At 68.5% G+C, this 19834-nt stretch carries 15 protein-coding genes; 4 read left to right on the forward strand and 11 right to left on the reverse strand.

The annotated features are described in order from the left end of the window. Positions 1 to 257: 257 nt before the first annotated feature. Entirely contained in the window at positions 258 to 1145 is an 888-nt protein-coding gene (locus tag Y958_RS21230; RefSeq protein ID WP_088873841.1) for a DUF4349 domain-containing protein, read from the forward strand. Here Y958_RS21230 and Y958_RS21235 read toward each other — a convergent pair. The 5 genes from Y958_RS21235 to Y958_RS21255 all read right to left on the reverse strand — a co-directional run bounded on the left by Y958_RS21235 (position 1142) and on the right by Y958_RS21255 (position 6033). Further along, positions 1142 to 1891, reverse strand: a complete 750-nt coding sequence (locus Y958_RS21235) for an SDR family oxidoreductase (protein ID WP_088873842.1) — start codon at positions 1889 to 1891, stop codon at positions 1142 to 1144. The two genes, Y958_RS21230 and Y958_RS21235, sit on opposite strands and share 4 nt — an antisense overlap. Before the next feature lie 9 nt (positions 1892 to 1900). Continuing rightward, complete coding sequence (locus tag Y958_RS21240; RefSeq protein ID WP_088873843.1) at positions 1901 to 2608, reverse strand: histidine phosphatase family protein; 708 nt, start codon at positions 2606 to 2608, stop codon at positions 1901 to 1903. 4 nt (positions 2609 to 2612) lie between these two features. Further along, positions 2613 to 3737, reverse strand: coding sequence for a phosphotransferase family protein (locus tag Y958_RS21245; protein WP_088873844.1), 1125 nt, complete (start codon positions 3735 to 3737; stop codon positions 2613 to 2615). Next, positions 3734 to 4624 (reverse strand): SDR family oxidoreductase, encoded by an 891-nt coding sequence (locus Y958_RS21250; RefSeq protein ID WP_088873845.1) that lies wholly within the window; start codon positions 4622 to 4624, stop codon positions 3734 to 3736. Before Y958_RS21250 ends, Y958_RS21245 begins: the two co-directional genes overlap by 4 nt. A gap of 170 nt (positions 4625 to 4794) precedes the next feature. Beyond that, entirely contained in the window at positions 4795 to 6033 is a 1239-nt protein-coding gene (locus Y958_RS21255; RefSeq protein ID WP_088873846.1) for an acyl-CoA dehydrogenase family protein, read from the reverse strand. 79 nt (positions 6034 to 6112) lie between these two features. On the opposite strand from Y958_RS21255, the gene Y958_RS21260 reads away from it, so the two are divergent. Both Y958_RS21260 and Y958_RS21265 read left to right on the forward strand, forming a co-directional pair. Further along, a complete protein-coding gene (locus tag Y958_RS21260; protein WP_088873847.1) occupies positions 6113 to 7066 on the forward strand; it encodes a LysR family transcriptional regulator in 954 nt (317 codons plus the stop codon). Between the two features lie 33 nt (positions 7067 to 7099). Beyond that, entirely contained in the window at positions 7100 to 8086 is a 987-nt protein-coding gene (locus Y958_RS21265) for a tetratricopeptide repeat protein (protein ID WP_088873848.1), read from the forward strand. 28 nt (positions 8087 to 8114) lie between these two features. Here the strand turns inward: Y958_RS21265 and Y958_RS21270 are convergent, their stop codons facing one another. From Y958_RS21270 to Y958_RS21290, 5 genes are all read right to left on the reverse strand, one after another. Further along, complete coding sequence (locus tag Y958_RS21270; protein WP_088873849.1) at positions 8115 to 9698, reverse strand: GGDEF domain-containing protein; 1584 nt, start codon at positions 9696 to 9698, stop codon at positions 8115 to 8117. A gap of 106 nt (positions 9699 to 9804) precedes the next feature. Beyond that, positions 9805 to 11394, reverse strand: coding sequence for an MFS transporter (locus Y958_RS21275; RefSeq protein ID WP_211098638.1), 1590 nt, complete (start codon positions 11392 to 11394; stop codon positions 9805 to 9807). A gap of 98 nt (positions 11395 to 11492) precedes the next feature. After that, the gene (gene xylE / locus Y958_RS21280; RefSeq protein WP_088873850.1) at positions 11493 to 12947 is read right to left on the reverse strand and encodes a D-xylose transporter XylE; all 1455 of its coding nucleotides are present in this window, start codon (positions 12945 to 12947) and stop codon (positions 11493 to 11495) included. A 53-nt stretch (positions 12948 to 13000) separates the two neighbouring features. Next, entirely contained in the window at positions 13001 to 14068 is a 1068-nt protein-coding gene (locus tag Y958_RS21285) for a LacI family DNA-binding transcriptional regulator (RefSeq protein WP_088874145.1), read from the reverse strand. Positions 14069 to 14291: 223 nt separating this feature from the next. Next, a complete protein-coding gene (locus tag Y958_RS21290) occupies positions 14292 to 16595 on the reverse strand; it encodes a TonB-dependent receptor (RefSeq protein ID WP_040849611.1) in 2304 nt (767 codons plus the stop codon). A gap of 356 nt (positions 16596 to 16951) precedes the next feature. Here Y958_RS21290 and Y958_RS21295 point away from each other — a divergent pair, with 356 nt between their 5' ends. Further along, complete coding sequence (locus Y958_RS21295) at positions 16952 to 18604, forward strand: tryptophan halogenase family protein (RefSeq protein ID WP_088873851.1); 1653 nt, start codon at positions 16952 to 16954, stop codon at positions 18602 to 18604. Between the two features lie 19 nt (positions 18605 to 18623). Here the strand turns inward: Y958_RS21295 and Y958_RS21300 are convergent, their stop codons facing one another. Then, entirely contained in the window at positions 18624 to 19673 is a 1050-nt protein-coding gene (locus Y958_RS21300) for a LacI family DNA-binding transcriptional regulator (protein ID WP_004274201.1), read from the reverse strand. Between the last annotated feature and the right edge of the window lie 161 nt (positions 19674 to 19834).

A 19834-nucleotide genomic window follows, 5' to 3' on the forward strand; every position in this document is an offset into this window, starting at 1 on the left:
TTTACTCCAATCCCAGATGATTATTTCTCGGAAGCCCTTGGCATTCCTGGTTGTATTCAATCGAATGGCTAGATACCGTTTCGTATTAACACCGCGTTTCAGTGAAGGCCGGCAAGCCGGCCTGTGAACGCCGAGGTCGCGGCGCCAGGAAAGTGGCGGTAACGATTATGGCGACAACGCCACGAATCTTCCGAAGATTCGCCACCATGAGTTCATAGGCTCCATCATCGTTCAATTTCTGCGATGGGGATCGTGGCATGTTGGGATGGAGGGACCAGCGGCGCCTGCTGCTGGTGACGGCCGCCTGCCTGGCGCTGGGGGCCTGCGGCAAGACAGCGGAGAAGAAGGAAATGGCGGCGGTATCCCGGCCGACGGGGCCCGTCCCAGGATCGAAGGAGGATTTCGTTCCCTCTTTTGGCATGGCGTCGCAGCAAGGCCTGGAGGCCATGAAGCGCCGATATGTGGCTCTCAGCCACAGCTATACCCTGCGCCTGCCGACCGAGGCGGTGGAGATGGCACAGCGCCGTGATCTGGACGCCTGCGCCAAGCTGGGGTGCGAGATCCTTGAGTCCCAGCTGAACCGCAACGGATTCCGGGGCCAAGTCAGCGCCCACACCAGCCTGCGCCTGCCACCGGCAGCCTTGGCCCCTTTCACCGCCGGCCTGGCGGCCCCGCCGGCGGAGATCGCCGCCCATTCCGAAACCAGCGAGGACAAGACGCTGGCCGTGCTGGATGTCGACAAGCGGCTGGAAACCAAGATTGCCCTGCGGGAACGGCTGACCACCCTGTTGCATCAGACCAACACCAAGAACGTCGGCGACCTGCTGAACGTGGAACACACCCTGGCCCAGGTGCAGGGCGATATCGAGAGCGCCACCGCCCAGCGTGACTACCTGCGCACCCAGACGGAGATGGTGAAGGTCGACATCCGGTACGAGGGCATTCAGCCGGATGAGCCCAAACCCAACGGTGTGGACTGGCGCCCCCTTAAAACCGCGGCCAAGGACTTCTGCGACATCCTGGTGGACTCGCTGGCCAACGTCATGACCTTCACCGCCCGCATCCTGCCCTGGCTGCCGCTGGCGGCTCTGGCCGGCTGGCTGCTGCGCCTGGTGTGGCGCCGCTGGCGACGCAAGGCCACCTAAGCCAGCTTGGCCACCAGCGACAGGGGCAGCAGCCTCATGATCGGCGCCATGTAGGCCCAGGGCCAGGCAGGGACGTAGGCCTTGGCCGGCTCCCGCTCGATGGCGCGCACCAGCAGGCGGCTGCCCACGTCGCCGGGGATGGCGAAGGGCAGGCGCTTGGCGCCCTCGTTCAGTTCGGTGCGGATGTAGCCGGGCAGGATGCTGCTGACCCGGATGGGGCTGCGCAGCAGGTCGGCCTGGATACCTTCCGTCAGGGCGGCCAGGCCGGCCTTGGTGGCGGCGTAGGTGGTCATATGCTTGGGCAGGCCGCGCAAGGCGCTCATGGAGGAGATGACCACTAGATGGCCTCTATTCCGGGGTCGGAACAATTCCAGTGCCGCCTCGCACTGCGCCAGGGCCGCCACGAAGTTGGTCTGGGCCGTGGCCAGATTGTCGGCGAAGTGCCCGGTGCCGATGCGCCGGCCGGAGCCGATGCCGGCGTTGACGATGATGCGATCCAGCCCACCCATTTCGGTATCGAAAGCACGGAAGGTCTCGAACACTGCCGCATGGTCGGTGACGTCCAGCGGGCGGATGGCGACGCGGATGCCGGGATGGGCCCGCAGCAGTTCGTCCCGCAGCGCCACCAGCCTGTCGGTGCGGCGGGCGCACAGGGCGAGGTCGCGGCCCAGGGCGGCGAATTCCCGGGCCATGCCCAGGCCCAAGCCGGAGCTGGCACCGGTGATGAGGATGGTCTTGGCTGGCATCTCTGTTCCTCAGCGATATGTCAGCAGGCCGTCCGGCCCGTCCAGGCCCGCCTGCTCGTTCAGGCTGGACAGCGACCAGCCCGTCCCTACCCGGCCCACGGCCTTGGATGAGGCCAGCAGTTTGGTGACGCCGCCGTTGACCAGGGCCCAGTGCACCTGCCGGGCGCCGGCATCATCCAGACCCAGCACCGCCTGCACCGCCGCCATGATGGGGCCGCCGGAGGTGAAGACCAGGACGGTGTTGCCCAACTGGGCCGCCCGGGCCAAGCCGGCCAGCACACGGTTGCGGAAAACCGGCCAGCATTCGGCGTAGTCGGCATCGTGCTGCCCGCCCATCCAGCGGGCCACCGCCTCGGCGAACAGGGCCTGGTAGGCGCGGCGGGGATCGGGCGCGGTGGCCAGTTCCGCCCTGAGCGCGGCGGCGTCAGCCAAATCGGGACGATGGCAGGCGACCACGTCGGCCGGGTCGTACTCATTCAGGTCGGGATCGATGGACAAGGCCGTGCCGCCCCGGCCCATGGCCTCAAGGCAGGCGGCGGCGGTGTCGCGGTGACGGTTCAGGCTGCCGCTGACGGCGACGATGTCCGCCACCCCCAACCGGGCGCCCAGCTGCCGGCCCACCACCCGGCCCTGGGCGATGCCCAGCGCCGACAGCCGGTCGTAATCGTCCGCCCCGAAGGAGGCCTGGCCATGACGGATGAGGTGCAGCGCCACCATGGGATCAGCGCCCCGCCCGGCGCAGGATGCGGCGGCACCGCCAATCCAGATAGGTCACCAGCAGCCAGAAGCGCTTGAAAGCCGGGTTGCGGGTCTGGCGGTGGTGATAGCGGTAATAGATCTGCTGGGCGATGACGGCCAGGCGAAACAGGCCGAACACCTCATAGAAGGTCCAATCCACCGCCTTCGCGTCCAGCCGGTCGCCCATGGCCGCCAGGTAATGCGCCACCACCTGGTCCCGCGTCAGCATGCCCGGCAGGTGGGTGGGCTGACGGCGGATGGAACGCATGAAGAAGTCGTCGTCCGCCTGCACCCAGTAGGCCAGCGCCCCGCCCAGATCCATCAACGGGTCGCCGATGGTGGCCATTTCCCAGTCCAGCACGCCGATGACATGGGTGGGGTCAGCCGCGTCCAGCACCAGATTGTCGAAGCGCCAGTCGTTATGGATGACGCATGCGGCGCTGTCCGCCGGCGTGTTGGCGGCCAGCCAGGCCCGCACCTTGGCGAAGGAGGGCACGTTCCAGGTGCGCGCCTTCTGGTAGCGGCCGGACCAACCCTCCACCTGACGGCGGCAATAGCCGTCGCCCTTGCCCAAGGCCGAAAGGCCGGCGGCCTCCGGATCCACGCGATGCAGGGCCACCAGCTTATCCACCATGGCCAGGCACAGGCGGCGCACGGCATCCGGCCCCATGTCCAGGCCGCGCGGCAGGTTGGCCCGGGGGATGATGCCGGCGATGCGTTCCATGACATAGAAATCGGCGCCGATGACCCGGTCGTCCTGGCACAGCCCCACCATGGTGGGCACCCAGGGGAAGACGGGCTTCAGCGCCTGCTGCACACGGAATTCACGCGCCATGTCATGGGCGGACTTGGCCTTGGTGCCGGCCGGTGGCCGGCGCAGGATGAAGTCGCCCTCCGCCCCGTCCTCGCCATAGGCCAGGCGGTAAGTCCAGTTGCTGGCCCCGCCGGAATACTGCGTCACGGCCGGCAGGCCCCGCAGGTCCGGCCGCCGTTCCTTCAGCCAGCGGTCGACCACCGCAACGTCCAGATCCTCACCCGGCCGAACCGGGCCCGCCCGGTCGGTCACGGGACGGGGCGGCGCCTCCCCCGCCGCGGAAGCCGCCGTCATCCGCGCGACCCGGTCGAGGGGGCCGCCGGCTGCTGGGGCTGGCCGGCGGCGATGCGCGACGGTGTTGCCATGCTGCGCGCCCGCTTGTCGATCATGGCCACGTACCAGGCGCGCGGCATCAGCCGCTTCATCAGCCAGAAGCGGCGGCCTTCCTTGTGCGGCAGCAGGTGGCAGCGGCCTGCGGCCACGCCCTGGAACACGTACTCGGCCACATCCTCCGCCGTGATGCCGGGGCGGTTCAGCAGCTTGTCCACCCGGGCGCGCAGGCGGGGGTCGGTGGTGCGCAGGCTGCTGGCCAGGTTGGTCTTGAAGAAGGAGGGGCAGATGACGCTGACGCCGATGCCGCTGGGCGCCAGTTCGTGCTGCAGCGTCTCGGAAAGGGAGACCACCGCCGCCTTGGTGGCGTTGTAGGCGCTCATCGTCGGCATATCGAGCAGGCCAGCCATGGAGGCGGTGTTCACGAAATAGCCGTGGCCCTGCGCCTTGAACATCGGCGTAAAGGCCTTGCAGCCCCGCACCACGCCCATCAGGTTGATGTCGATGATCCAGCGCCAATCATCCAGCGGCGTGTCGTCGATGTTGCCGGCCTGGGCCACGCCGGCGTTGTTGACGACGATGTCGACCCCGCCCCAGCGTTGGGTCAGGGCCTGGGCGGCCGCGTCCAGCGCCGCGTCATCGCGCACGTCGCAGGGAATGGCGAAGGCGTCGGGCGCGATGGCCGACAGTTCCGCCACCGCCGCCGCCATGGCGTCGGGGTTTATATCGCCCACGGCCACGCGCCAGCCGGCCCGGGCGTAGCGCTTGCCCAGCGCCAGGCCCAGGCCGCTGGCCCCGCCCGTGATGAAGATACGCCCGCCCTGCGGCCCCGTCTTCGGCGTGATGCCCATGCCGTCAATCCTCCCCTTATTTTCATTGGCCTTTAATCCAGGGATTAAAGGCCCCTCAGTCGCCGGGCGCGGCCATCCGGCCGCTTGGCTTCCTCGTTTCCCGTTCCGCTCCGCTTCCCGGACAACTCCGGCGGCGGCAGTCGCGGCCTACGCCGACAAGAGCCGATGGCTCATGCCGGTGTCTTTTTGTAGCCGCGCTTGGCCAGCTCAATGCGGGCAATCATGGCCTTGTGCACCTCATCCGGTCCATCGGCCAAGCGCAGGGACCGCGCCTGGGCGTAGAAGCCGGCCAGCGGCGTGTCGCCCGACACGCCGGCGCCGCCGTGCATCTGGATGGCGTCGTCCACCACCCGTTCCAGCACGCTGGGCGCCACCACCTTGATGGCGGAAATCTCGGTCAGGGCCGCCTGGGTTCCCACCTTGTCCATCTTCCAGGCGGCATAGAGGGTCAGCAGGCGGGCCTGGTCGATGGCCACGCGGGCCTCGGCCACGCGTTCGCGGTTGCCGCCCAGATCGATCAGGGGGCGGCCGAAGGCGGTGCGGCTGGTGCCCCGGCGGATCATGAGGTCCAACGCCGCCTCGGCCGCGCCCAGGCAGCGCATGCAGTGATGGATGCGGCCGGGCCCCAGGCGCCCCTGCGCGATCTCGAACCCCATCCCGGGGCCGGCGATCAGGTTGGATGCGGGCACGCGCACCCGGTCGAACACCACCTCGCCATGGCCGTGGGGGGCGTCCCAGGCGCCGAAGACGGGCAGCATGCGTTCGATGCGTACGCCCGGCGCGTCCAGGGGCACCAGCACCATGGAATGCTGGTGATGGCGGTCGCGGCTCTCATCCGGCGTGCGGGCCATGACGATGGCGATGCGGGCGCGGGGATCGCCGATGCCGCTGGACCACCATTTGCGCCCCGTGACCACCACCTCGTCCCCTTCGACCACCGCCGTGGCCGCCATGTTGGTAGCGTCGGACGAGGCCACCTCTGGCTCGGTCATGCTGAAGACGCTGCGGATTTCCCCGGCCAGCAGGGGTTTCAGCCACTGTTCCTGCTGGTCCTTGCTGCCGTAGCGCCACAGCACCTCCATATTGCCGGTGTCGGGGGCGTTGCAGTTGAACACCTCCGGCGCCATCAGGCTGTGGCCCGTGGCCTCGGCGATAGGGGCGTATTCCAGGGTGCTGAGGCCGGCGCCCAATTCCGCGTCGGGCAGAAACATGTTCCACAGGCCCTCGGCCTTGGCCCGGGCCTTCAGCTCTTCCATCTTGGGTGGCACGCGCCAGGCGGTCCAGTCGGGACCGTCATGGGCGGCCACGTCGTGCCAGTACTGGGCCTCCACCGGGGCGATGTGGTCGGCGATGAAGCGGCGGACACGATCCAGATAGTCCTGGCCGCGGGCGCTGGGCTGGAAGTCCATCGGCGTTCTCTCCCTTTTGTTGAGGGGAGTGTAGCGCCGGATTGACATGAACGGATGGGAAGTTTATGCGCGATAAACCATGAATGATGTTCATGATATCCGCCTGCTTTCGCGGCTGGACCTGAACCTGCTGCGGGTGTTCGACGCCGTCTACCGGGCGCGTAGCTTGACGCGGGCGGCGGATGAGCTGGCGCTGTCGCAATCGGCCGTCAGCCATGCCCTGGCCCGCCTGCGCGACCAGTTGGGCCCGCATTTGGGCGCAGGTGATGAGCCCCTGTTCCCCCGCGATGGCCGGGGCGTGGCGCCCTCCGCCCTGGCCCGCCGCCTGGCCCCCCGGGTGCGCGAGGCGCTGGCGGCCCTGGGCCGGGCCCTGGCCGACGCCCAGGATTTCCAGCCGGACCGCGACCTGCGCCAGGCCGTCATCGCCATGCCGGAGGCGGTGGAACCCGCCCTGCTGCCGGCCATGATGGCCCGCCTGCGCCGGCACCTGGCGGAGGGATCCAGCCCCAGGCTGGACAGCGTGCGGCTGGACCGGGCCACCATGAAAGCCGATCTGGCGCGGGGCCGCATGGACCTGGCGGTGGATGTGACCCTGGCGCCCGACCCCGACCTGCGCCACCTGCCGCTGTTGAGCGACGACTACTGCCTGGTCGCGGCCGCAGGCCATGTCCCCGTTGATCTGGAGGGGTATATGGCGGCGGCGCACATCGCCGTCTCCTCCCGCCGCAGCGGTCCGGCGGTGGAGGACTACGCCCTGCTGCGCCTGGGCATACAGCGGAAAATTTCGCTGCGCTGCCAACGGTATGAGACCGCCTGCCGCGTGGTAGCGGAAGCGGGCCTGAAAGGCGGCGGCTTGCTGCTGACCATGGGTCGACACCACAGCCAACCGCTGGTGGACGGCAGCCGGGGGGCCCTGGTCACCCTGCCCCTGCCTCTGGACATGCCGCCATTGGCGTTTAATCTCTACTGGCATCGCGCCAGTGACGATGACCCCGCCAACCGCTGGCTGCGCGACATTCTGCGCCCGACCTGACGGGCCCCATTTTTCGGCCAAGGACCAGCCCCCATGCCGCGATTTCTGCGCCAAGCCGCCCACCACCTCTCGAAACTGGCCCTACCCCTGGCCCTTGCCGCCCTGCTGGCGTTCGGCGGAGGCGCCAGACCGGCCTGGGCCGACAACGCGTCCGACCTGGCCATGGCGCGCCTGGCCATGGCCAGGCGCGATTACGCCGGGGCACTGCCCACGCTGACCCAGCTGGCGAACCAGGGTGACGCCGGCGCCATGGTGGAACTGACCAAAATTTACGGCCAGGGCCTGGGCGTGCCGGTGGACCAGGACAAGGCGCTGGCCTATCTGCGCCAGGCGGCGGAGAAGGGCAACGCCCAGGCCCAGGTGGGGCTGGCCGTACTGTACGACCAGGGCAGCAACGGCCTGCCCAAGGACCCGGCGGAGGCCGCGCGCCTGTACAAGCTGGCGGCCGACCAGGGCAACGCCCGTGGCCAGGTCAGCCTGGGCTGGCATTACGAGAACGGCAGCGGCGTGCCCAAGAACGTGGCCGAGGCGGTGCGTCTCTATACCCTGGGCGCCCGCCAGGGCGACCCCGCCGGCCAGACCAACCTGGGCTGGATGTATCAAAACGGCACCGGCGTGCCCCCCAACCCCACGGAGGCGGCGCGCCTGTACAAGCAGGCGGCCAGCCAGGGCTTCGTCCGCGCCCAGGGCCAGATGGGGGCCATCTACCTGGCCGGCGTGGGCGTCACCAAGGACCCGGTGGAGGCCGCGCGCTGGAACATGATGGCGGCTGAACGCGGTTGGGTTCCCGCCCAGTTCGCGCTGGGCTTCCAATATCGCCAGGGCGAGGGTGTCGCCCGCGACGACGCCCAGGCGCTGCACTGGCTGCGCAAGGCGGCGGACGGCGGCGAACAGGGCGCCATAGCCCTGCTGGCGCAGATGTACGAGAACGGCGACGGCGCGCCCAAGGACCCGGCGGAGGCGCGGCGCCTGCGGGCCAAGCTGCCCCCTGACCAGCGGCCGGGGCCCAAGGCGCAATAGGGTCCGTCTCTTTTAAGAGCTCTGCTTTCTAAGAGGGCGGCTGCCGGGAATTGGCCAGTAGATCGACACGGGACATGCGCACGATGTGTTCCGGCGTTTCCGTCCAGCCGCCGATCAGGTCGCCGGCAATGAAGTCGGCGCCCACGCGGTCCACCAGTCCCTCCATCTCCACCGAGTCCACGCCCTCGACATAGAGTTTCAGGCGATGGCGCCGGGCCTCGGCCGCCACCAGACCCAGGTCGGTCGCCACCCGTTCCGGGCTGGGCCGCTCCGCCCCGGGGTGATCAATGGCTGTCCTGTCCCCGGCGCCGGGCAGGATGACGCCCACGCCCTTCACCCCCGCCGTCGCCAGCGTGGACATGTCCTGCCGGCCCAGGGCCACGCCCACCATCAGGTTTCGGCCAAAGGGACGCAGGGCGGTGACGAAGTCCGCCAGCCGCCCGGTGGGCGTGCCCTCGGGCAGGCCCACCAGATGGTAGGTCAAGAAGGGGATCAGGTGGGACGGGATGCGGCTGGCCAGCGCCACGTAGGACCGACGGCGCTGCACCCCGGCCAGCGTCTCGTAATGCACCGGCAGGGAAAGGAAGAAGCGGAAGCGGTTGTCGTAGAGTTCCAGGTAGGCGGCGATGGCCTGGCGCATTGCTTCCTCATCCAGGTCCAGGATGGCGTTCAGGGTTTCGGCCGACAAGGTCGCGCCAACCGCCGCCTGGGGGATCGAGTCATAGCCATAGACCGCCTGCCCGCCCCGGCGCATGCGCCGCCCCCGGGTGATATAAAGGCATAACGCCTGGTGGTTGGCGTCCCAGACGGGGCGGTAGACGATTTCCAGCGGCCCGAGCTGGCCATGCGCCGCCCAGGCGGTCGTGACCTCACCCTGGCGGAAGCCCGCCGCGCCGCCGCCCGCCCGGCCGCCCTGGCTGGGCAAGGGCATCCAGCCGGGGGCGCCGGGAACGCCGGCCGCGTCCTGGATGAGGGTGCCGCCCCCGCCGCGGCCCGGCGAGCCGTGCAAATCGGTCCAGCCGGGCGCGGCCTTTCCCGACGCCGGTGCCTCCTCCTCCTCCTGCTCCCTGGCCACGGCCTCGGCGCGGGCGGTGCCGGCCAGCAGGTCGGCCAGGCGATGGGGCTTCAGCACCAGGTCGCCCGTGACCTGGCGCACGGCGGTGCGCACCACGATGGTGGCGGTGTCGGCATCGCCCAGAAGCAGGCGCTGCAGGTCCTGCAGCACGCGGGCACAGAGTAGGCTGGCCGCGCGTTCATCCATCTGGGCGAAGACCACCAGATAGGTGTCGGGGCCATAGGGGAAAACCACGTCGCCGGGGCCCAGCGACTGGTTCAGCAGGCGTTCGGTCAACTGGTGTACGCGGTCGCGTACCGAGGGCCAGCGGGATCCCAGCTTTTCCTTCAAACTTTCCAGGCCCAGAAGCTGGACGGTTCCGGCACTGACCCGCGCCTGATGCTCCAGGATGGCGCCCAGCCTGTCCTGGATATCATCCGGGCCAGCGTCGGGCGTGATGGGCTCGACGGCACCGGGACGGGCGGGACGGGCAGGTGCCGCCGGCTGCTCACCCTCGCCCAGCCACCAGGTCGCAATTTTGTTGATCAGATTTGGCATGCCGTCGCCAACACTCCCGTTCGCACAGCGCCGAATGGCTATGGTGCCGTTACCGCAGGCCGGGGAGAACTCGAACGTTCGGGGTACCCCGTTGGAGAAGGCAGCCTCAAGCGCCGCTGGTTTCCACCGCTGCGGCCGTCGATGGAGGATCCGCATCCCGCCGGCCAACCCGTGTTTCGGAGCCAAAATAGATGACCAGCAGAAGCGAGGCCGCCATCAGGCCGCAAATGGCCAGCGCCAGGGTTCCGAGGCCTGGTACCAGCGCCGCGATGGCAAGGCACTGGGTCACCAGGCCGCCGGCCTTGCTGCATCCGGCGACCCAGCCGGTGGCGCGGCCGCGCAGGCCCACGGCGTAATTCTCGGCCGTATAGGGCAGCAGCACGGCCAGGATGCCGTTGCTGCCGACGATCAGCAGCGCCACCGGCGCCACCACGTCCAACAGGCCGGCCCCGTCGCCCAGGCGCATGACGCCGCCCAAGCCGGCGATGGCGACGACGATCATCAGCGCCAGCGTCCACTTCGTACTCCAGCGGAAATAGAGCAGCGCCGCCACCGCGATGGTCGGGCAAGCGATAAGGGCGGATGCCGCCAACAGGCGGCTGGACACGACCACATCCATGCCCCGGGCCGTCAATTCGGCCGGCAGCCACAGCAGCAGCCCGAAATTGGTAAAGCTCCACGCCAGGGCGGTGACCGTCAGGGCCAGGGTGCGGCCGCTGAGAAAGTGGGTCTCGCCCCCCTTGGACGCGGGCGTGCCTTCCGCCCCGCGCGTCAGGGCGGCGCCGAAGCGGGCCAGCGTGCGCTCCGCCTCGCGCAGGCGGCCGCGCAGCAGCAGGAAATGGGGTGATTCCGGGATTTGGCCGTTGAGAAAAACCAGGATCAAGCCCGTGGGCAGGTTCAGCAGCCACATGATGCGCCAGCCATACAAGGGCTGGAGCAGGGCCGACAGGCCACTGGCCGCCAGGTAGCCGCCTATGCCCCCCAGGCCGCCCACCAGCACCAGGTTCCAGCCGCGATGGCGCAGCGGCATGGTTTCCGCCAGCAGCGCGTAGGCCACCGGCAACATGCCGCCCGCCGCCGCCCCCATGAGGAAGCACATGGCCACGTTCCACCAGAAATCGGGCATGGCCCCGCAGATGGAGGTGCCGACGAACATGACGGAAGACAGCAGGATGGAGGCGCGGCGGCCATAGACGTCCGCCAGCGCCCCCCAGATCAAGGAACCGACGACCGTGCCGGCCAGCGCCGCCATGGGCAGCCAGGCCACGGTCATCTTGTCCACGCCATATTCATCGCGCATGCCGGGCAGGACGAAGCCCAGGCTGGCCGGCTTCATGACGTCGATGACCAGGGCCACGACGATGACCGCCATCAGCCGCCAGTGCGCCGCGCGCAACGGGCCGTCATCATGCACCACGGCAAGGTCGACTGCCGCCACCGCCGTCTTGCGCGGCAGCAGGCCATAGGCGGCGATGAGGACGCCCACGATGATCAGGCCCATGCCGATGGTCATGCCCATGTCCATCGGCATGTCGGCCAGGCGATAGCCGACGTCCTTGGCCATCAGGAACATGGGCAGGTGCAGGACCACGCCCACGGTCACCACGGCGCACCCGACCCAAAAGGCCAGCACCGCCCGCCGGTCGGCCAACACCCTGTCCCCGTCCCCGGGACCAGTCTCGAACAACGACGCCACCCGCACCACCTTGCCGAAGAAAAGGAAGCGGCACGCCCCTGCCCTGGCGCGCCATCCAACCTATAGCTGTGAGCGCTATCAACCGCCAGAAGGAAGGCTCAGCGGCCGGTCGCTTTCCACACACCCTCCATCTCCTCCAGGCTGCGACCCTTGGTTTCGGGGACGAAGCGCCAGACGAACAGGCCGGCCAGGATGCTGAAGGCGCCGTAGAGGTAATAGGCGAAGCCGTGGTTGAACATGGCGTTCAGCGTGGCGTTGCCGTCCAGCACCTTGAACGACCACGACACCACCCAATTGGCGACCCACTGGGCCGCCACCGCGATGCTGAGCGCCTTGCCCTTGATGGGGTTGGGGAAGATCTCCGCCAGCAGCACCCAGACGACGGGGCCCCAGGAAAAGGCGAACCCGGCGACGTAGACCACCACCGCCACCAGGGCGCCGATGCCCATCTGATGCAGGTTCAGGAGGCAACCCAGGGCCAGCATGGCGACCGCCATGACGGCGGCGCCGGCGATCAGCAGCGGCTTGCGTCCCAGCCGGTCCACCGTGAACATCGCCACCAGGGTGAACAGCACGTTCGCCGCCCCCACCACCACGGTCTGCAGCAGCGCGCTGTCGGTGCCCGCCCCCATGTTCTCGAACATCAGCGGGGCGTAATAAAGCACGGCGTTGATGCCCACCAGCTGCTGGAACAGCGACAGCATGATGCCCACCGCCAGCACCAGGACGCCGTAGGCCATCAGACGGTCGGTATGCTGCACCAGGCTGCCCTCGATCTCCCGCCGGGTGAGGGCGGCCTCGGCCGGGCCCATCAGCCGGGTCAGCGTGGCCTCCGCCTCCGCCGTGCGGCCCACCTTGATCAGCCAGCGCGGCGTGTCGGGCACGAAGGCCAGCAGCACCAGGAACAGGGCGGCGGGCAGCGCCTCCGATCCCAGCATCCAGCGCCAGCCGACGCTGTTCAGCCAGGCGGTGTCGCCCTGGGCGGCGATGGCCCAGTTGACGAAATAGACGCCGGCGATGCCCAGCACGATGGCCATCTGGTTGAAGGAGATGAGGCGGCCGCGGGCATGCGGCGGCGCGATCTCCGCGATGTACAGCGGCGACAGCATGCTGGCGATGCCCACACCGACGCCGCAGATGACGCGGTAGATGATGAAGGGCGTCAGCGCCGCCGGCCCCATACGGCCGATGGTGCCCAGCCCCAGTTCCGGCAGGGCCGACCCGATGGCGGAGATCAGGAACAGCACGGCCGCCAGGAACAGGCCGCGCTTGCGCCCGAAGCGATCGGCCACCCACCCGGCGATCATGCCGCCGACAATGCAGCCGATGAGCGCGCTGGAGATGGTGAAGCCGGACAGGCTGTCGCGCGCCGTATCGGCCAAGCCCAAGGGGTCGATGAAGTTGGCGTCGATGGACTTCACGGCACCCGAGATGACGGCGGTGTCGTAGCCGAACAGCAGGCCGCCCAGGGTGGCGACCAGGGTCAGCATCACCACCAGGCCGGAGCCGGCGTGCACGTCATGCCCGCCCTTAAGTTTGACATCACTGGCCATGACAGTCCTCCCGCACGAGACCGGTCCCCGCGCGCCTTGAGTGTTGGGTTGGATCAGCGCCGAGCGCGGCCGAGGGACGGCACGCTGGACGGCGGGGCGGTCGATTCCCGCACAACCACCTCGAACTCCAGCAGCCGGCGGGGCATGGGATGGGTCCAGGGCTGGCGCCGCACCGCGCGGTCGATCAGCAGGTCGGCTGCCGCCGCCGCCATGCGGCTGATGGGCTGGCGGATGGTGGTCAGCTGCGGCCAGATGATGCGCGCCACCGGCGTGTCGTCGAAGCCCGCGACCGACAGGTCGGCCGGCACCGACAGGCCCAGGCGCTGCGCCACCGCGACGGACGCCGCCGCCATGTCGTCGTTGCTGGCGAAGATGGCGGTGGGACGATCGGCCAGGGTCAGCAGCTGTTCCGCGCAAGCCATGCCGATGCGGTAGGAGAAGTGGCCTGGGCGCACCAGCTCCGGATCCAGGGGGATGCGGTGTTCCGCCAGTTCATCCCGGAAGCCGCGGTAGCGCTGTTCGGTGGCACCGTGGTCGGGATGGCCCAGCAGGAAGCCGATGCGGCGGTGGCCCAGGCTGATGAGGTAGGCCGTCATCTGGCGGGAGGCCGCGTAGTCGTCCATGTAGACGAAGGGCGCCGTCTCGCGATCCGTGTCCGGCGCTATGCGTACCAGCGGAATGCGCGAGGCGCGCAGGGCCTCCAGCACACCGGCGTGGTCGACCAGCGGCGGCGTCAGGATGACCCCCTCCAGCCGCAGCTGGGAAATGAGGTTCAGGACCTGGTCACCCACGTTGGAGTCGGTGCTGTCCCAGGGCTCCACCAGCAGGTGGAAGCCGCCCTCGCGGCAGCGGGCCACGGCACCGGCCTGCACGTCGCTCATATAGTGGGCGCTGGGGTTGTCATAGAACAGGCCGATGAGGAAGGAGCGGTCGCCGGCCAGGCCCCGGGCGTTCAGGTTGGGGCGGTAGTCCAGGCGGGCGATGGCGTCCATGACCCGGGCGTGCGTTTCGTGGGAAACGCCGGCCTCGCGGTTGATGACCCGTGACACGGTCTTGATGGACACCTTGGCCAGGTCCGCGACCTCCCGAATGGTGATCGACCGCTTCTCTGGCTGGGCCAATGGGGTCTCCCAAATCAGGGGCGAAATCAGGCGACGTGACGCGTTGTCATCGTGGCTTCGGACGGCGATGGCGACAGGGGGATAAAGGATGGGCGGTGCGGGGGCACCGCCCATCAAGGTGCAGGATTCGGGGAGAGTGTATCCTGCCAAGAAGGGAAAAACCGGGGCGCGGGAGAGGAGAGCCCCTCGCGCCCCGGGGGTCGAACAACGCGAACGAACCGGATCAGAAGCTGGCGTGGGCCCGCACACCCCAGGTCTGGGGCGGCTGGTACACGGCCGTCCACACCGGGGTGGCCGGGCCGCCGAAAGCACCGGCATTGGACTTGATGTTGGCGTTTTCCACGTTCTGGACGAAGCCTTCCAAGGACCACTTGCCGCTGGGCGCGTCGTAACGGACGGCCAGGTCGGTGCGGGTATAGGCCTTCTGCTCGTCGTACGTGCCGGCGTTGAAGAAGGACAGGTAGCTGCGGGTCTCGAAATGGGTGGAGACGCGCGGGGTCAGCGTGCCGCCGTTGGGCAGGTCGAACACGTGCTCGTACCCGACGGTGCCCGACAGGGCCGGGGCGTGGGGCAGCTCGTTGCCCTTCAGCTCGACCAGGTGGGACACATCGCCGCCGCTGTACAGGCGGGCGTCGATGCTCTGCAGCTCTTCCATCTCGGTGTGCTGGGCGGACAGCGACAGGTTGATCGTGTCACGCGGCGTGACCTTGGCGGCCAGTTCGGCTTCCAGGCCGTAGGCCTTGGCGCCCTGTGCGTTCTGGGTCACGATCTGCGAGCCGATGACATGGCCGGCGGCGTCACGGGTGGTGACCGCCTGGTTCACCTGATAACCCGTGAAGTCTTCATAGTAGGCCGCCACGTTGAAGGTGGCCCGGCCGCCGAACAGCGTCGTCTTGGCGCCGACTTCATAGTTGGTCAGCGTCTCGGGGCCGGCCAGTTTGCCGCCGTCCTCGATGTTGCCCGACTTGAAGCCCGTGCCGACGCTGGCATAGGTCATCAGCACGTCCTTGATGATGTCGGCATCGGCACGGACCAGCCAGGTGGCCTTGCTCCACTGGCCATAGACGTCGTTGGGCGACGCCGTGTAGCCGGGGATGGAGTAGGGATCGCGGCCGAAGATGCCCTGGGTGCAGCCGTTGCAGGTGACGTTGCGGCCGCCGATGTCTTCCTTGTCGTCGCGGGTGTAGCGCACGCCGCCCGTCAGGCGGATGTCATCGGTGACATGCCAGGTCGCCTGGCCGAAGCCGGCGGCGGACTCGATCTCACGGTCGGACTGGATGAAGCTGCCGGCCCAGCTGAAGGTGCCGAGGCGATAGCCGTTGGCCTGGTCGATGTCGAAGCGGATCTTGTTGGTTTCGTGCGAGTAGTACGCACCCAGGATCCAGTCGATGGTGTGCACGCCCGACGACTTCAGCTGCAGTTCGTGGCTGAAGAAGTCGTAGCTGGACCAGACGGTGCTGTTCTGCTCGAACGCGCCGGATGGCGTGGTGGCGCTGGTCGGCGGCAGCACGCCGCTGTCGGCGTCCACCTGGTTGTTGCCGCCCAGCCAGGACGCGCCGGCGATGTAGGACAACTGCAGGTAGTCGTTGATGTCGTAGTCCATCTTGCTGTGGACGGACTTCGCGGTGCGGTCCTGGAACGGCGCGGTGTCGGCCTGCACCGACCACAGGTTCGTGCCCGGACGCGGGGTCTGCATCAGCGGCTCGACCGGGGTGCCGGTGTCCTCATACCACTCGAAGTTCAGGTCCCAGCTGAAGCGGTCCGTCGGGCGCCAGGCGCCGCTGACGCGGAACGACTTCTGGTCGCCGGCGTAGTACTTCGGACCGCTGGTCACATAGGCGGCCGGGTTCACGCCCGGGACGTTCGGCGCCGGCTGGTAGTCGACGTAGCCGTCGTGCTTGTCCGTCACGAAGGCGACGCGGAACGCCAGCTTGTCGGAGACCGGCAGGTTGAACATGCCGCGGGTGCCGAAGCGGCCGTAGGAGCCGGCGACGACCTCGGCGTTGCCGTATTCCTTGTCGAAGGTCGGCTTGGCGGAGATCAGGCTGACGGCGCCGACGGTGGCGTTGCGGCCGAACAGGGTGCCCTGCGGGCCGCGCAGCACTTCCACGCGTTCCATGTCATACATCAGCACCGAGGCGCCCTGGGCGCGCGGCGAGTAGATGCCGTCGACGTACATGGCGACCTCGGGGTCGGCCACTTCGGTGTAGGCGCTGTCGTTGCCGATGCCGCGCAGGGTCAGGGTGATGGCGTTCTGGTCGCCCTGCTGGCCAAACTGCAGGCTGGGCACGAACTTGGACAGATCGGTGATGTCTTTGACCTGCTGCTTGTCCAGGCTTTCCTGGCTGAACGCCGACACGGCGATCGGGGTTTCCTGCAGCTTGGTCTCACGCTTGGTCGCGGTAACGACGATTTCGGCAATGGTGTCGGAGGGACCGGCCGGGGCCGTCGCGGTCTGCGCGTACGCGCCGCCGGACAGGGCAATCACAGCCGCTGCTTGCAGATAGAGTCCGAGTCTCGCCTTCATCTCGCTTCCTCCCTTTTATTCTAGCCTGGTTGCTCTAGGCGGATATTCGACGGTCACCGCCCACATCCAATGGATGCGGCGCCGTTGTGGGTCGCATGTTTAGCGGGGCTGACAATGCTGTCAACAAAATTATGACAACGTTGTCGCACAGCGCTGTCATATGGCGGCAACCGTGGTATTCTGGCCTCATGCGCAGGACGAAGCCTGCGGCAGCGCAACAAATCGACCGGCAACCCCTGGGTGACGAGGCTGGCGGGCGCTGCCCCAAAAAGCGACGATCCCGCCCTAAATGGTTTGAGAAACATAAGAACCGCCGCCGTTCCGCCAAGGGGCAGGCGGCCCTTAGGGAGGAAGTGATGACCGCAGCGGAAGGCGCCCAGCGCCGTATCCTGATCGTGGGCGGGGGCACCGCCGGCTGGCTGACCGCCGCCTACCTGGCCAAGACCTTGGGCGCCAATCTGTCCGGCGGGACAGAAATCACCCTGATCGAATCGAGCGACATCGGCATCATCGGCGTGGGCGAGGGCACTTTCCCCACCATCCGTTCCACCCTGGCCGCCATCGGCATCGATGAGGCACGCTTCCTGCGGGAAAGCACCGCCACCTTCAAGCAGGGCGTCCATTTCGTGGACTGGGCGGAAACGCCCGCGCCCGACGCGTCGCCAACCCAAGCCTTGGGCGCCGTGGCCGGCCACACCCACTATTTCCATCCGTTCAACTTTCCCCACCAGGGCAACGGGCCGGAATTGCTGCCCTACTGGCTGCTGGGCGGGGCCGGCGACCTGGCCTTCGCCGAGGCGGTGACCCTGCAGAAGGCGGTGGCGGACGCCGCGCGCGGACCCAAGCGGCCCATCGACCCGCCCTATGCGGCGCCCCTGAACTACGCCTATCACTTCGACGCCAACCGCCTGGCCGTGTTGCTGCGCACTGTGGCCATCGAGCTGGGCGTACGCCACCGGGTGGGCACCGTCACCGACGTGGTGCTGGACGGCAGTGGCGCGGTGGCACGGGTGGAAACGCGCGAGCACGGCAGCCTGAGCGCCGACCTCTACATCGACTGCAGCGGTTTCCGGGCGGAGATCATCGGCCGGGCCCTCAAGGTGCCCTTCAAGTCCTATCAGGACGTGCTGTTCAACGACCGGGCGGTGGCGCTGCAGGTGCCCTATGACCGGCCGGACGCGCCCATCCCCTCCTACACCGTGGCCACCGCGCATGAGGCGGGCTGGACCTGGGACATCGGCCTGAACGACCGCCGGGGCACCGGCTATGTCTATTCCAGCCGCCACACCGACGACGCCCGGGCGGAACAGGTGCTGCGCCGTTACCTGGGCCCGGCGGCCGAGGGGCGCGACGTCCGCCTGCTGAAGTTCGACTCGGGCTGCCGTACCGCCCAATGGGTGGGCAACTGCGTGGCCGTGGGCCTGTCCGGCGGCTTTTTCGAGCCGCTGGAATCAACCGGCATCATGCTGATCGAGGTGGCGGCCCACATGATCGCCCAGTATTTCCCCTGGGGCGAGACGGGGCTGGACAGCGCCCAGACGGCCGCGTCCATGGCCGCCACCGCCCGCACCTACAACGCGCTGATGGGCAAGCGGTATGAGCGGATCGTCGATTTCCTAAAGCTGCACTATTGCATCACCCGGCGTACCGACAGCGCCTATTGGCGGGACAACGCCGACCCGGCCACCATACCGGAGAGCCTGCGCGACCGCCTGGCCGTATGGGCGCACCGGCCGCCCGGACGCTTCGACTTCGTGGCCGACCACGAGACCTTCCTGCCGGCCAGCTACCAATACGTCCTGTACGGCATGGGCTTCAAAACCGACCTGGAGCCGGCGCGCGCCCTTCACCGCCGCATGGACGAGGCGGGGCACGAGTTCCGGGGCCTGCGCACCGTGGCCCCGCAGGCGGTGTCCAGCCTGCCCACCCACCGCGAGCTGGTGGAGGAGGTCTATCGCAACGGCTTCCGCCCGCCCCAGGCCGCGCCGGCCGTGGGCGGGCGCCGCTAGGGGTCCATGCTTCGGGGGATCAGGCCTTGCCCGGCGGACGGGCGGTGGATTGGCGCAGCAGGATGGTGTGGGCCAGCACCTGGTGCGGCACGGGCTTGGGCCAGTCCACCTTGCCGCGCTGGGACAGCAGGCCGATCAGGATGTCGGCCGCCGTTTCCGCCATTTCCCGCACGGGCTGGCGCACCGTGGTCAGCGGCGGCCACATCATCTCGGCCAGCGGCGTGTCGTCGAAGCCCACCACCGACAGGTTGGCCGGCAGGCTGAAGCCGCGGTTGTGCGCCTCCGCCACCACGGCGGCGGCCATTTCGTCGTTGCTGGCGAAGATGGCGGTGGGGCGGTGCGGCTGGTCCAGCAGGCGGCGGGCGCAGGCCACGGCGGAGGCGTAGGTGAACTCCCCCTGCTCCACCAGCACCGGGTCCACCGTCACGCCGGCGTCGGTCAGCGCCTCGCAATAGCCGGTGTAGCGCAGGATGGTGGCGGTGTGGTTGGCCTTGCCCTTGATGAAGCCGATGCGACGGTGACCCAGGGCCAGCAGATGCTGGGTCAGCGTGTAGGCCGCCTGCCGCTCATCAATGCGGACGGAGGGGGAGGTTTCCGATTCCTGCTGCGGCGTGACGCGGACATAGGGCACGCCCGCCTCCTCCAAAATCCGCAGCACGATGGGGTTGTCGGTCACCGGGGCCGTCAGCACCACGCCGTCCAGGCGCATCTGGTTCACGATGGCGCTGGCCCGTTGTTCCACGTTGGGGCTGCGATAATCGATTTCCTCGATCATCAAATGATAGCCGTGGGCGCGGCAGCGGTTCAGCAGGCCCACCTGGATTTCCAGGGTGTAAGGGCCGCCGGCGTCGCCGTAGAGGTGGCCGATGAGGTTGGAGCGTTCGCTGGCCAGGCTGCGGGCCATCATGTTGGGCTGATAGCCCAGCTCGGCCACCGCCTTCTCGATGCGCTCCTGCATGTCGGGGCTGACATAGCGTTCCTTGTTGATGACCCGCGACACCGTCTTGATGGACGCCCCCGCCAGGCGCGCCACATCGATGATCGTCGGCTTGCGGTCAGGCCCCGCCATATGTCACTCCCATCCCTGTATCGGTGCCGCCTCCCCATCCCTGGGGCCGGCGCGCGCTCACAATCGCCCAAAGCGCCAGGCTGCGGCAATCCTGCATCGATGGCGCAAAAAAGCGCGCCCGTCCATCATTTGACCGCCACCGTCCGAAAGGCATGCTGGCG

The organism is Nitrospirillum viridazoti CBAmc (assembly GCF_000730165.1).
GTDB lineage: Bacteria > Pseudomonadota > Alphaproteobacteria > Azospirillales > Azospirillaceae > Nitrospirillum > Nitrospirillum viridazoti.